Source organism: Streptomyces sp. NPDC029159 (genome assembly GCF_055564055.1).
In genome coordinates this window covers 15,896-30,119 of record NZ_JBVHWT010000021.1, presented here as the reverse complement: position 1 = coordinate 30,119, position 14,224 = coordinate 15,896, and the positions used below count along the sequence as shown (strand labels likewise).

Below are 14,224 nucleotides of genomic sequence, written 5' to 3'. Positions count from 1 at the left end.
GCCGGGGGCGGATATCCGCGCGCCGGGGCGGGAACTGCGCGCCCTCGGCCGTCAGTCCTCTTCGGCGAGGATCAGGTACAGCTCCTTCCGTGCCTTGTTGACCACTGCCATCGCCTTTTCCCGCTGCTCAGGGGTGCCGGTGGCCCAGACCTGCCGGAAGGCGTCGACGAGACCGCCACCGGCCTTGCGGATCTCGTTCATGGCCTCCCAGTCGACGCCGCGTCCCGCGTCCTCCCAGGGGGCGTCGGGACCGCCGTCGGCCTCCGCGCGCCCCTCCTCCGTCAGGGAGAAGAGCTTCTTGCCCCCCTCGGAGGCGCTGGAGATCAGCCCCTCGTCCTCCAGGAGCTGGAGGGTCGGGTAGACCGAGCCGGGGCTGGGCTTCCAGGCTCCGCCGCTGCGCTCGGCGATCTCCTGGATCATTTCGTAGCCATGCATCGGGCGGTCCTTGAGCAGCGCGAGGATCGAGGCGCGCACGTCACCGCGCCGGGCGCGGCCGCGCGGCCCGCCACGCCCCCGGCCGCCGCCGAATTGCGGCCCGCCGAAGGGCGGCCCGAAGGGGCCGAAGGCGCGACGGCCCTCGAACCGCTCACCGAAGCCGGCGAAGCCGCCTGCCTCACCGGGGCCGCGGCCACCGGGACCGCCGGGGCGACCGCCGCCCCAGGGGCCGCGACCGAAGCCGTGTTCCTGTCCGTGTCCATGTCCGTGGGGTCGCATGAGGATGTCCTTTCGTCAGCCGGCAGCCCAGTGGCTTGCCGGGCATCGACCGATCTCCCGTTGACCGGTCGCGATGCGTCAACGATATATCGGTACTGTTCGTTCGGCAAGGACTCGCGGCCCCAGGTCGGCTGACCTGTGACAGCGAACCTTGAGCGATTGCCAACGAAGGTTGATGAGTGGTGCGTTTGTGCCAGCGAAGATTGAGCACTCGGCGCGTAGTGTCAGCGAAGATTGATATCCGCAGGTCAGCTGAGCTGTCGTTCGTGTAGTTCGGCTCGCCAACGGGTCGCCCGCTGGCGGCAGGCTGAGGAGCACCAGCGTCGAGTCTCCGTTGGTCTGCGTCCCTTAAGCGATTCAGCGCAGACGCCGCAGGCTTCCTGCTGGCGCCGGTCGGCGAGTTCTGCTTCCCAGCACTGGGTTGAGCACCACGGGCAGGGGGATCGCTTTGGGCTCTGGAACGATGCCTCGCAGCGGCGGCAGGCGGTGATCGAGTCCGTGTTCGGCCGCGAGGATGGTGATCTGCGTTCGCGGGCTGCCCGCTGGCGGCAGGCTGGCGAGCACCAGCGGCGGCTCGGTTGATTGGTCCGGAACGCCATCCCGCATTGGCCGCAGTAGTTCCGCTCGCTGTGGCTGACGGGTCTCCGTCGGGCTTGCCTGTCCCAGCGGGAGGCTTTGTTGCGGCAGACCGCTGAGCAGGTGCGACGGCTGGATGGGGACCGGGGAGGGAGGGGGCGTTCGCAGATGACGCATTGCCCGGGCTGCGGCTCGCTGCCGGCCTCGGTGTCCGTCGAGGTGTTCGGCTGCTTGCGTCGGAGGTAGGCGGTGCGGCGGCAGGGTGAGGAACACAGGAAGCGCCGTTGTCCCAGCTGGACCCGCATGGGCTTCGCGCAGATGCGACAGGGGACGGTTCTTATGACAACGCCTCGGCGGTACTTCTTCTGACGGCATTTCGTTGAGCAGGTTCGCGGTTTGACGCCGAAACTCGACCGCGGGGGAATCGCAGTGCCGCACTCGGCGCATTCGATCGTCTCCAGGATCTGGCGGAGCTGGACGGGGTCGCGTCCGGTGGCCGCGGCGAGCCGATCCCAGGTCGGGACCCCGCGGTGGTGCGGGGGCTCCGTCAGGCATTTCCGCAGGTAGGCGGGTGGGAGGTGGTTCGCGTGGGCGAGACGGGTGATGAACGATCTGCCGCCCTCGCCGCGGTTGGGCCGGATCTGGAAAGGGAGCTTGGCGATCGGCTGGCCGGCGTGCAGGGGTGCGGTCACTGCTCGGAGTTCGGCTTCGGCGGGTTGCCGGGGCGCTTGCGGCGGGAGGCGATGTCCAGGTCGACTGCCAGCAGGCCCGCTTTGGTGATCTTCTCGGTGCCGGTGAGGATGGCGTCGACGGCGGCGCCGCGGATCTGGTGGGACAGGGTGCCGATCATGCCGCCGGTGCGGGTGTGCAGGAAGCGGTCCAGCCGGGTGAGGGTTCCTGGCTTGTGCTGGTGCAGCAGCAGGTTGGCCTCCATCTGAGCGACCAGTGCCTTCCACTCCGCGTTGTAGGGAAACGAGTGGGTGTCGACCGAGGTGAAGCGGGCGGCGACCTGGTCGCCCCGCAGCCCGGCGAGCAGACCGCAGTCCTCGATGTCGATGCCCGCGTAGGCGAACGTCGCGGGGATGCGCTCGGAGAAGTACTTGAGCGTGTCCGTTGCCTCGGCCCCGTTGCGGGTCATCCCGGATATGTTGTGGATCTCGTCGACCAGGATCAGGCTGGTCCGGGCCTTGGTGCAGACGCCGACCACCGCTTCGGTGAGGTCCGTGGCGTTCGAGCTGCGAAGGACGGGCAGTCCGAGGAACCGGGCGAGTTCCGCCGCGATCATCCGGTGTGTCGCGGAGGGCGGGACGGTGATGTAGATGACCGGGATGCGTTCGTCCTGCCCCGGATGGCGGCGGCGGTCCTGGAGTTCGTGCGCGAGGCCGAGCTGGGTCAGCGCGATGGTCTTCCCCGTGTTGGCCGGCCCCGAGACGATCAGGCCCCGGCGGGCGCTGATCGCCCCGCGGTTCAGGATCGTCAGCCGCCGGCCACAGGTGACTGTCTTGCGGACAGTGGAGGTCGCGATCACCTGGAGGCGGGCGTGGTGATCCAGCCGGTCCTCGTCGTAGTCGTACTTCTCCTCCTTCGGCAAGGCGTCGTAATCGTCCCGGGTGAGCAGGGTCATAGGCGTGTCGGCCGCGGACGCGACGAACTCACGCCAACCGGGCAGGACCGTCAGTTGCTGCCCGAAGTCGTCGTCCGGACCGTCAGTCCCGTCCACCATCGTCGTCACAAGCGTTTCCAGGGGTCTTCGAGCGGGTCGAAGAGTCCCAGCGGGATCACCTCGGCCAGCGTGTCCTCGTCCTCCACCGGCTCTTCCGGGGCGGGTTCCTGCTGCGGTTCCAAAGACGGTGCCGGCGGCGGTGTCGCCGCGGGGGCGGCCTTGGTGCGGGCGGCGACGCGGCGATCGGCCTTGCCGGCCTTGCGCGTGCGGGTCTGCTTCGCGGGCGGCTGGTCGGGACCTGCGTGGGCTCGGGTGAGCAGGTCCGCGACGGCCTGGGCGAGTTCCTCCTCGGTGGCCTTGGGCAGCTGGTGGCTGACGTGGTCCCAGGCCAGGTCACCGAACGGGACCGGGGCCCGGTTCAGGTACTTCCATGTCGCGCGGACCCAGCCGCCGTCGCCGCGGTGGTCTCGGACCCAGACGTAGGAGACGTCATAGGGGTCGCGGTGCACCTCCCAGAGCCCCCTCTTGGCAGTGACGCCGGAGTCACGCCGACGCATCGGGCCGAGGCCGGCACTGTCGTAGGTGCGGTTGTTGATCCGGATGCCGTAGGAGTTGACGGCCCGCCAGGCCGCGGGGAGGAGTTCGACGTAGTCCTGGCCACTGAGCGCGACCGGGACATAGCCACTGGCCTCGACCAGGGCGGCGTACTTCTGGTTCGGCGTGAACAGCCGCCCCGGGTGGTCGGGGTCGCGCAGGCCGTCATGCGGGCGGTTCTGCCACTTGGCGACGATCCACTCGTCCAGCAGTTCCTGCAGCTCAGGCAAGGACCACAGGTTCTCTTCCTCGGGGCGGCGACCGCGGCGGTCGGTGTTGCGGCCGGTGAAGCCCGGTAGAAACTGGGCGAATTGGAGGGAGACGGTGTCCAGCATCTTCTCGATGTGGCCCTTCTGGAAGGGCGCCCCCTTCAAGGTGGGCTGGAAGTCGATCTCCAGGAACCGGCAGGAGGAACGGAAGTTGCGCGAGATGAACACCTTCCCGTGGTCGCAGACGATCGTTTCCGGGACGATCACCGGCTTCGCAGCCGCGTGCTCCAGCCGCTCGTCCAGGGCCAGCAGCCTGCGGTGGGGAAGCACTGATCGGGACATCCTCAGCGCGTCCACCCAGCCCGGCCGCATCAGTTCCGGGGTGACCGTGCGGGCCAGCAGAATGCTCGCGTCCACCGACTTCGTGGTGGGCCGCAGCACCGCCGCCGACAGGGTCCTGGTCGCGACGTCGATCATCCCGGTGATCTCGACCTTGCCCACGACCCCGTTGTCGAGGCGGACCAGCACGTCCAGCGGGCTGGAGTCGATCTGCATCACCTCGCCCGGTGCCGACACCGTCAGCTCGCCGAACGGCGCGTTGGCCCCATGCGCCACCGAACGGCGAGTGCGGGCCGAGCCGGTCGCGTGGGTGCCCTTCGTGAGCTTCTCCAGCAGCCGGTAGAGCGTCCGCTGGGTCGGCAGATCGGCCTGTTCCCCGCCGGTCTCGCGCAAGATCTCCCCGGTTCGCCAGATCAGGTAGGAGCCGTTGCGAGTCGAGGTGTCGACGCCCTCTCTGATCGCCTGCCGCATCGCTTCGACGACCGCGTAGGGCACCTCCCCGAACTCCTTGCGCTTTCGGACCGGCCGGTGGTCGGCCAGGCCGACCAGCCCGTCCGAGAGGTAGCGGCGTCGCCTCCAGCCGACCGTGTTGGGCTTGACCGGGTGCCCCAGCGCGGTGAGCTCGGCCGCCTTCACCTTCTCGCGGGACGTCACCGACGATCCCGGTCCGTAACCGGGCCGGGGCTCGGTGCCGGGCTCCGCATCCGGTGGCAGCCCATGCAGGACCTCCAGGATGTGGCCCTCCCACCAAAGCGCCTGCTTCACCACGTCAGGGGGAAACCCGTCCATCACCCCAACCTGCGGGAGGGGCCGACGCTCGGGCTGGAACAGGACCTCGAAGTCAGGCGCCTCGAACAAGTCGATCAACGCGACCACCCGGTGCGAGATCTCCTCGTCCTCCAGCGTCGCCGCCTGGGCGGTCACCTCGAGGACCCCCCTCACCTGTCCGTCGAACCGGATCCGCTGGCCCACCGCAAGAACCGGCGGTCGCGTCAGGCCGCTCATCCGCCGGCCTCCGTCCAGACAAGGCTGTCGGTCCCCATCACCTGGGTGACCAGATCGGTTGCCAGGGCTCCGGACCACAGCAGGTGGAACAAGACCGGCAGGACCTGCAGTCGATCGCCCACCAACTCGGCCCCTTCCCACATTCGTTTTGGTTCGCGGAATGTCTCCCGCAGCCCGTCCGCGATCCAGGCGGGACGGCTGCAGCGGACTCGGCGGTAGCGGGCGAGCCAGCGGATGTTCGCCATGAACACGGGCTCGGGCCTGCCCGCCCACTCGAACTCCCAGCCCACCGCGCGGCAAGCGTCCGCGGTCGCCGCGAAGGCCTCTCTTGTCGCGTCGTCCATGTCGTCCTCGGCGCGGACATCGACGACGCGGGCCCGGCCGTCGGCCAGACGGACGAAGTAGTCCGGGGCGTGCCGGCGGCCACCGGACTGATCACGCCAATGGAGCCAGAACGGCTGCGATGCGATGCCGATGACCTGCGGATCCCGGTCCAGCAGCACCAGCCGGTCGCGCTCCAGCCACGACTCATAGCCGACGTGGTCCCGAAGCGTCGACGAGTAGTACCAGCCCGCGAACCCGCGGGCCTCCTTGCGCCAGCTGAACTCGCGGACCGGCTCGACATCCTCGAATCGGACGTCCCAACTTGCTCCCAGCGGCTCGCACCGGCGCACCCCGCCATCAAGAAAGCCCAGTTCAAAGGCAGTCAGCGCTTCCGATTGAAGCGCCCGAGCTAACTCCCCCACCCGCCACCAACCATGACTGAGCGCCAACAACTCAATGTTCGGTGTCACAAACTAGCGTCGCTCAATCTTCGTTGGCAATCGCTCAAGGTTCGCTGTCACAGGTCATCGGCACCCCCGAAGGCAGACCAATTTTTCGGAATTGGCCCTGATCTGCGTCGGAGTGGGTGGCCTAGGGTCTTCCGCATGAGGATTCGTATCGTCGATGCGTTCAGCACCCGCCCGTTCACCGGCAATCCGGCGGGAGTCGTCCTTCTGGATGCGGACGACTTCCCGTCCCTTCACTGGATGCGGGACGTCGCCCGGGAGGCGAACCAGTCGGAGACCGCGTTCGCCCATCCCCTGCCGCCCGGCGGCGAGGCGGACTGGGCGCTGCGCTGGTTCACCCCGACCACCGAGGTCACCATGTGCGGGCATGCCACCCTCGCCACCGCGCACGTCCTGCACACCACCGGCAAAGCCACCGGCACGGTCCGCTTCGCCACCCGCAGCGGCGTCCTGGCCACGACCGCGAACGACGACGCCACGTTCACGATGGACTTCCCGACCGCCCCGCTCACGCCCGTGAAGGTTCCGTCGGCGGTCGCCCACGGGCTGGGCAGCGTGCCGATCCTCAATGCGTACGACACCGGTCCGCAGGTCGGCGACCTGCTGGTCGAACTGGCCGATGAAGAGACCGTGGACGGACTGTCGCCGAACTTCGCCGCGCTCGCCAGGCAGGACGGCCGGGGCGTGATCGCCACCGCGCGCGCCGACCTGCCCGACTCCGTTTACGACGTCCGGACCCGCTGCTTCTTTCCCAACGTCGGTATCAACGAGGATCCGGTGACGGGTAGCGCGCACACCGCCCTCGCACCGTTCTGGGCCGAGCGGCTCGGCCGGCCCACCCTCGCCAGCCTGCAAGGGGGTGCCCGTACCGGCCTCGTCCGCACCCGGCTTAGCGGCGACCGCACCCTGCTCACCGGCTCCGCCGTCACCGTGATCGACGGGGAGCTCCTCGCCATGCCCTGAGCTGTAGGGAGGGAATGCCCCGGGCCGCGGGGCCGTTCCGGGGCACCCTGATGCGTGCGGCATCCGGGCATGTCCGGACGCCTGTCAGACCGCCGCTTCCGCCACTTCCCGGCGCTCGCGGTGATTCGCGGCAACCAACTGCGGGACGGCGGTGTTTCTCTTCGTGAAAGATCCGGTCACCGTCGGAATGCGACGGCCGGCACGGGGAGCTGACGGGGGAAGGGGAACGGGCATGTTGCACCGCAGGTCACAGATCTGTTCAGGGACCGGCCGATCGGAATTGCCGGGGAGAGAACCGCCCAACGGGCCGGACGGGTACGCAGCACGGGGCCACGGACCGTTCGATGCCGCCTCAGAAGGAGCCGAGGGCGTGAAGCACTTCCCGCGCCGCGCGATGCCCCGACTCGACGGCCCCTTCGAAGTACCCGTTCCCGTGCACGGCCGTCTCCGTGCCCGCCCAGTGCAGTGCCCCTTCCGGCAGACGCAGCGCGCTGCCGAAGGCCGTCCATCCGCCGGGCGTGAAGTGCCCGGAGAAACATCCCCGGGTCCACTCCTGCCCGAGCCAGTCGAACTCGATGAACTCCTCCGGTTCCGCCGCCCGTTCGGAGAACAGCTCCCCGAGCCGACGGGTGATGCTCTCCCGGCGCTCCCCGTACGGGCGGGTCCGCAGGTGAGCGGCCTCGTCGCCGTAGACAAATGCCGTCAGCACCGCCCTCGGGGCCTCTGGCGGCGTGTTGTCAACGGTCTCCGTGAGCACGCCCGTCGCCGATGTCGACACTCCCGACAGCCCCTCGTCCCGCCAGAAGGGCTCGGGGTAGACGGCATGGACCTTCAGCGCGGTGCCGGCCGTCATGTGCTGAAGGACGCCTGCCCGCAGGGCGCTCAGCGGCGGGTCGTAGCGGAGACTCCCGGCGAGTACGGGCGGCAGCGCGATCACGGCCCGCGCCGCGCGGTACTCCCCCAGCGTGGTGGTGACGCGGACCCCGGAGGGGTCGTGGGCGATGCCGGTGACCGGCTCGGACAGCCGGACGGTGCCGTCGGGCAGATCAGCGGCCATCCTCTCGGCGATCTCTTGTGCGCCGCCGACGACACGGGTTTCCTGCGCCCCGCCCCGGAAGCCGAGCAGCGCCGCGGTCCCCCCGCCGCTGGCCAGGTAGAAGAGCGTTTCGAGAAGCGAGGTCTCCGAAGGGCTCCCGGCGAGGAGCCCGCCGGAGACGACCCGGCCGACGTAGCGCTTGGCTGCCTCCGGGGCTCCGGTCGCCTCGAGCCAGGTGGCGAAGGTCTGCCGGTCCCAGGCCACCGCATCGGCAGCGGTCCAGGGGCTCTTCACGGGGACGTGCCCGCAGAGCGTGTCGAGTTCCCGGAGGAGTGCGGTGACCTCGTCGGGGAGTGCGGTCAGGTGTTCCCCGTCGTAGTCGATCACCGAGGAGCCGTACTCCGGGGTCGGGTAGGTGACGATGCCGTGCCGGCGAACCAGTTCGCTGATCCGGAGCTGAGCGGAGGAGATCCACTGCCCGCCCAGGTCGAGTTGGGTGCCGTCGGGCAGAAAGCGGGTGAAGGCGCGCCCGCCGACCCGGCCACGGGCTTCCAGCACGAGGACGTTGCAGCCCGCCCGGTGAAGCTCCTGCGCCGCGCTGAGACCCGCGAATCCTGCGCCGACAACCACCGCATCGTGCTTTCTCACCCCGGTCACCGCTTCCCTGTCTCGTTCCGCCCGGCCTGTGCCGTACGGGCCGACGGCGCCTCAAGGATCGTGGCCGGGCAGCGGGCTCAGGGCACGCGCCACACCCCTCGTGGCCTGGTTCACCCGGTATGGGCAACCGGCCCCACAGGGCCGCCGCCGCGGAAGCCCACCGTTGTCGGACCACCTCCGCACTCCGATCCCCACAGGGTCGGCCCGCCGACAGTGGATGTGCACCCCACGCCCCGGGTCGGCGGACCACTCTCCTCGTACGAGCCGCCCACCAGGCGGAACGGCTGGCCCGCACCGGCCCCGCGCAGCCCACTCCGCGTCTCGCGCCTACAGCGTCGGCAGCCAGTCCACCCGGCCTGCGAGCAGCGCATATCCCAGGAAGGCCACGATGTCGATCAGGGCATGCGCGGCGATCAGCGGGCCGACGCGGCCCCACCGCCGGTAGAGAAGGACGAAGATCACGCCCATCACCATGTTGCCGACGAAACCACCGATGCCCTGGTACAGGTGGTACGAGCCGCGCAGCACGGCACTGGCGGCGAGCGCGGCCAGCGGCGGCCGGCCCAACTGTCCCAGGCGGCGCAGCAGGTAGCCGACGACGATCACCTCCTCCAGGACGGCGTTCTGCACGGCGGAGGCGATCAGCACCGGGAATTTCCACCACACATCCGGCAGCGCCTCGGGCACCACCGTGAGGTTGAAGCCCGCCGCCCGCGCGCCCAGGTAGAGCAGCAGTCCGCTGCCGCCGATCACCGCCGCAAGCGCCGTACCGCGCCCCAGGTCGAACCCCGGACGGCGCCGGTCGCACCCCAGCGCACGCAGCCCGCCCACGCGCTCCCGCAGCAGCAGATGCGCCACCAGGGCCACCGGCACCAGCGCCGTCGCGATCCCGAAGAGCTGCCAGGCGAGGTCCAGCCACGGACGGCCGGGCGCATGGGAGCCGTTCAGCGTCGCAGCCTGCGCCTTGAGACCTTCGGGCCGGGTCAGCGCGCCGAGGAAACTGATCAGCGCGGACACCCCGCTGGCCCCCAGCGAGAGGGCCAGCACCAGAAGCGTCTCGTTCCGCAGCATCTTCCGGGGCAGAAACTCCCCCGGCCGCCCGTCATCGGGTACGTCGGCCCCGCCAGGGACATCCACATCCGACCCCACAGTTTTCTCCACTTCCACCGCTTTCTCCACTCCCGCCCGTGCCTGCCCATCCATCACTTCCACCACTTCCGCGATACCGCCGCCCATGCCGTGCCTGCCCGGCTAGGGTCGCCGCAGCAGGTACGAAGATCGCGCGACAGGCCGGGGCAGGCGCCGTCCACGTGGTGTGACCCGCCTCCGCCGAGTCCCGAGCGAGTTCCGAGACGCAGGAGAGGCGCTACCGCGATGGGACGTCACAGCTTGCCCGACAGCTCCGAACCGGACGGCGCGGGGGCCCGGCCCGGCGCGCGCCGCCGCACCATCGTTCTTGCCACCGGGCTGGTCCTCGCTCTCGCGGCGGGCACGGTGGTGGTGCTCCACAGCGAGCTGCTGCCGTTCGGCAAACCGTGCGGCGGCGACACCGTCCGGCTCGACGTCGTCGCCTCGCCCGACATCGCTCCTGCCCTCGACGACGTGGCGGACCGGGCGCGACGTGATGAGGCGCGTACCGACGGGAAGTGCCTGGACGTCAAGGTGACGGCGCGCTCCGGGGCGGAGGTCGCCGACTCGCTCGCCCAACGTCCGGCGCACTCCGAGTTCCAGGTCTGGATACCGGACTCCACCCTCTGGACGGACCGTGTGGACGCGGCCAGCGGCACGCCGTTAACCACCAGCGAGACGAGCGCAGCCTCTCCGCTCGCACTGGGCGCCGTACCCACCGCCGCCGAGAAGCTGGGCTGGCCGAAGAAGACGTACGGCTGGGCCGAGATGGCGAAGGCCGCCGATGACGGCACACTGCCGCTCGGCATGGCCGATCCCGCGCGCAGCGCCACGGGGCTCCTCGCGCTCTCCCGTATCGACGCCGCCTACCGGAAGGACGAAGCGGGCGAAGATGCCGACACCGCACAGACCCGGACGGCCGACGTCGCGAAGGTGCTCCACCGACACCTCGCCGACGACGACGAGAAGCTCGCCGCAACACTGCCGCGCGACGCCTCCGAAGCCGAGACGGCCGATCCGCACCGCAATCAGGCCGTGCTTCTCTCGGAACAGGCCGCGTTCGCACACAACCGCGCCGCGTCCGGGCCCGGGCTGGAGCTCTTCTACCCCCAGGACGGCACCGCGCAGCTCGACTACCCGTACACCCTCGTGGACGAGAACCAGCTCGAAGCCGGTCAGTCCCGCGCCGCCACCCGCTTCATGACCTTGCTGGCCACGCCCCAGGGCCAGCAGGTGCTGCGCGCCCACGGTTTCCGGGCGGGCCATGGCAGAGCGGATGAGAAGGTGACCCGCGCTGCGGGCGGCCGCGCGCCGCAGCCGTACACCCAGGACGCCGCCTCGTTGCCCTCCGCCAAGGAAATACAAGCGCTGCTCGGGGTGTGGACAGTCACCGTGGAGAACACCCGGCTCACCACGGTGGTGGACGCCTCATCGTCCATGGCGCTCACGGTGCCGGGCAGCGGGGGCCGGTCCCGGATGGCGTTGGCCAGGGATTCGCTGCTTCGGGCGCTGGCCACATTCACGCCCGACGACGAGATAGGACTGTGGAAGTTCGCCACGCTGCTCGACGGTGACCGCGATTACCTGGAGCTGTCCCCCACCACCCGGCTCGGCAGCCGGGACTCCGGCAACGCCGGCCACCGTGACGGCCTCACATCCGCCCTGCAGACGCTCGCCCCCGTACCCGGCGGCGGCACAGGGTTGTACGACACCACGCTCGCCGCGTACCGCGAAGCCCGGTCGTCGTACGCGGAGGGGAAGTTCAATGCGGTCGTGGTGGTCACCGACGGCGCGGACGACGACGCCAACAGCATCGGCCTGGACGGGCTGCTGGAGCAGTTGAAGAAGCTGACGGATCCCGGGCGGCCGATACCCTTGATCGCCCTCGCGCTCGGCCCGGAGGCGGACATGCCGGCACTGGACCGTATGGTCGCCCCGACCGGCGGCTCCGCCCACGAGGTCCAGGACCCGTCGCAGATCGACGAGGTGATCCGGCAGGCCATCGTCGCGGCGGGCAGCACGGAACAGAGGTAGCACACGGTCAGTCAACGGGTCCAAGCTGGGAATTTATCGGGGCGGCGCATGGCAAAAAAGAGCGCCCGACGCCTACCGTCACCTCGCGCTGCAGGAACCGAAGCGGATCCGTCTGCTGGATCTCGAGCCCCGGCCTGCTCGCCCCCGGCGGAGGCCGACTGTCGGTCCAAGGGCGCACGGGCGACGGCCGCAGGGCGGCTCTGCTCGACAAGCTCACCGGCGAGGTTTCCGCCTGCTCGTCCCCGAACACGCCCTCCCCCGGCTGGATCCAGCACCCCTGCCGGACCCGAACCCGGGCATCGCCGTCATCGGCCCAGCGCCCCCGGCCGCCGGACCCGTGCTCGCCGACCCCGACGACACGCACCAGCGCCGACTGCCCGGCATCGGCGCCACCGCTGCCACTGCCGTCGTCCGCCCCGCCCACTACGTCTGTGCGGCGGGCCGGACGCAGCAAGGCGGCACGTCGGATGCCACCACTTCTCACCCCGGGCTCCTGAGCCGCCGGACGCCTCGTGATACCCAGGGTGAGGCCGCCGACGCGCGCCGCCCCGCCGCCTCATCCGCCGTCCGCACCCTCCTCGCTCGCCCACCGGTTCGCCTCCGCGCGGCGCGGTGACGGTACGGTCCGGCGGACGGCGGCCCAGGCGACGGGCCAGGTGTGCACCGGCTCGCCGGACCGCATCAGTTCGCCGTAGCGGCGGGTCATCTCGGCCAGCGCGGCCCCGCGGTCCAGGCCCTGTTCCCGCGCGTGGTGGTAGGCGGCGGTCTGCCAGGAGGCGCCGTTGGCGCGGCGGGCGCAGCGTTCCTCGATGATGCCGAGGTAGCGGTCCCGGTCCGCCGGTTCGACTCCCCAGGCATCCAGCCCGGCGGCGGCCAGCGGCAGCAGTTCCTGCCGGACCAGCCGGGTCACCGGTATCTCCGCCACCCCGCCCCGGCCCGGACGTGGCCACCGCAGCGTGGCGTCGATGCCGTGGCGGCAGGCAGCGGCGAAGTTCTCCGCGGCGGCGGTGAACGGCAGCCGGGTCCACACCGGACGCGGCTGCTCGGCCAGCGCCCGCACCAGCCCGTAGTAGAAGGCGGTGTTGGCCAGCACATCGGCGACGGTGGGACCGGCCGGCAGCACGCGGTTCTCGACCCGCAGATGCGGTACGCCGTCGACCACCGCGTACACCGGCCGGTTCCACCGGTAGACGGTGCCGTTGTGCAGCACCAGCTCCGCCAGATCGGGGACGCCGCCCGCGTCGAGGACGCGCAGGGGATGCTGCATTCCGCAGAGCGGCAGCAGGGGCGGGAAGTACCGCACGTTCTCCGCGAAGAGGTCGTATGCCGAATCGATCCAGCGCTCGCCGAACCAGGTGCGCGGCCGTACGCCCTGCGCCTGGAGTTCCGGCGGCCGGGTGTCGGTGGCCTGCTGGAAGACCGGCGGCCGCGATTCGCGCCACAGCTCACGGCCGAAGAAGAACGGCGAGTTGGCGCCGACGGCCACCTGGACGGCGGCGAGCGCCTGCGCCGCGTTCCACACCGCGGCGAACCGGCCGGGCGTCACCTGGAGATGCAGTTGTACGGAGGTGCACGCGGCCTCCGGGGCGATCGACGGCGAGCGGGCGACGAGCCGTTCGACGCCCTCGATGTCGAGCGCGAAGTCCTCGCCGCGGGCCGCCCGCATTTCGTCGTTGAGCAGGAAATAACGGTCGTTCTCGGAGAGGCTGGCGGCGGTGAGATCAGTGGTTTCCAAGGTCGGCAGAATACCGATCATCACGATCCGGGCGGCCACTTCACGGGCTTTACGGTCGGCATAGGAGAGTGCGGTGCGGAGTTCCTCGGCGAGCTGCTCGAAGACCTGCCCGTGCAGTCGGTGCGGGGCGATGTTCACTTCGAGATTGCAGCGGGCGAGTTCGGTCTGGAAATCTTGGCTGGCGATACGCTCCAACACCTGGGAGTTCAACATCCGGGGCAGTCCGTCGACCCCGGCAAGATTGAGTTCGATCTCCAGGCCCACCAGATTCTTCGGCCGGTCGAATCGTTTCTCCCCCAGCAGCCTCGCCAACCCCTCAAGACACTCCTGAAGCTTTCTTCGATAACGCTCCCGGTCCGCCAGGCCGATGCCGTCCGCGGCGACCTTCTCCCCCATCGAAGGGTCCTTCCTCCAGAGGACGGCCCGCAGCCACGGGCCGTCCGGGGCCGTCCCCGGCACCACCGGGGCACGCGTCACGGTCGATGATGCCCCGGTGATCTGATCCATAACGCCTCAAGGGCGTTCGGCTGCCGATAGGCTCGAAGTGACGGAGAGTCCGGCACGTACCTGTGGCATATTGCGGCGACAACAGCCGCAGACAATTCCCCTGGAGTTCCACCGGGAAGATTCGGACTACCGCCTGACCGGAGAATATCGAGGCGGTTTGCCCACCCTCCGCACAAAGAAGGAGGAAACGTCTCCACAAGGGGTCCGGATTACCCCTTGCCGGAAATCACGGGAGCGTTTACCGGAAACACCGTGGGAACACATGTCGTATAA

At 70.0% G+C, this 14,224-nt stretch carries 9 protein-coding genes; 2 read left to right on the top strand and 7 right to left on the bottom strand.

Annotated elements, in window-relative coordinates; genetic code table 11:
* Positions 1–51 precede the first annotated feature (51 nt).
* From ACZ4U4_RS29155 to ACZ4U4_RS29140, 4 genes are all read right to left on the bottom strand, one after another.
* Positions 52–714 (bottom strand): PadR family transcriptional regulator, encoded by a 663-nt coding sequence (locus ACZ4U4_RS29155; RefSeq protein ID WP_467880394.1) that lies wholly within the window; start codon positions 712–714, stop codon positions 52–54.
* A gap of 1,264 nt (positions 715–1,978) precedes the next feature.
* On the bottom strand, positions 1,979–3,022 hold the full coding sequence (locus ACZ4U4_RS29150; RefSeq protein WP_467880391.1) for a TniB family NTP-binding protein: 1,044 nt from the start codon (positions 3,020–3,022) through the stop codon (positions 1,979–1,981).
* Positions 3,019–5,100 (bottom strand): Mu transposase C-terminal domain-containing protein, encoded by a 2,082-nt coding sequence (locus ACZ4U4_RS29145; RefSeq protein ID WP_467880388.1) that lies wholly within the window; start codon positions 5,098–5,100, stop codon positions 3,019–3,021. Before ACZ4U4_RS29145 ends, ACZ4U4_RS29150 begins: the two co-directional genes overlap by 4 nt.
* A complete protein-coding gene (locus ACZ4U4_RS29140; protein ID WP_467880385.1) occupies positions 5,097–5,873 on the bottom strand; it encodes a TnsA-like heteromeric transposase endonuclease subunit in 777 nt (258 codons plus the stop codon). Before ACZ4U4_RS29140 ends, ACZ4U4_RS29145 begins: the two co-directional genes overlap by 4 nt.
* 156 nt (positions 5,874–6,029) lie before the next feature.
* On the opposite strand from ACZ4U4_RS29140, the gene ACZ4U4_RS29135 reads away from it, so the two are divergent.
* On the top strand, positions 6,030–6,854 hold the full coding sequence (locus ACZ4U4_RS29135; RefSeq protein WP_467880382.1) for a PhzF family phenazine biosynthesis protein: 825 nt from the start codon (positions 6,030–6,032) through the stop codon (positions 6,852–6,854).
* A gap of 352 nt (positions 6,855–7,206) precedes the next feature.
* Here ACZ4U4_RS29135 and ACZ4U4_RS29130 read toward each other — a convergent pair whose 3' ends face one another.
* Both ACZ4U4_RS29130 and ACZ4U4_RS29125 read right to left on the bottom strand, forming a co-directional pair.
* Positions 7,207–8,538 carry a flavin monoamine oxidase family protein gene (locus ACZ4U4_RS29130; RefSeq protein ID WP_467880379.1) on the bottom strand — a complete coding sequence of 444 codons (1,332 nt, stop codon included), beginning with the start codon at positions 8,536–8,538 and terminating at the stop codon, positions 7,207–7,209.
* Positions 8,539–8,874: 336 nt separating this feature from the next.
* Positions 8,875–9,618 carry a CPBP family intramembrane glutamic endopeptidase gene (locus tag ACZ4U4_RS29125; protein ID WP_467880377.1) on the bottom strand — a complete coding sequence of 248 codons (744 nt, stop codon included), beginning with the start codon at positions 9,616–9,618 and terminating at the stop codon, positions 8,875–8,877.
* Between the two features lie 303 nt (positions 9,619–9,921).
* On the opposite strand from ACZ4U4_RS29125, the gene ACZ4U4_RS29120 reads away from it, so the two are divergent.
* Positions 9,922–11,709, top strand: a complete 1,788-nt coding sequence (locus ACZ4U4_RS29120; RefSeq protein WP_467880374.1) for a substrate-binding and VWA domain-containing protein — start codon at positions 9,922–9,924, stop codon at positions 11,707–11,709.
* Between the two features lie 556 nt (positions 11,710–12,265).
* Here ACZ4U4_RS29120 and ACZ4U4_RS29115 read toward each other — a convergent pair.
* Entirely contained in the window at positions 12,266–13,840 is a 1,575-nt protein-coding gene (locus ACZ4U4_RS29115; RefSeq protein ID WP_467880371.1) for a glutamate-cysteine ligase family protein, read from the bottom strand.
* Positions 13,841–14,224: the final 384 nt, after the last annotated feature.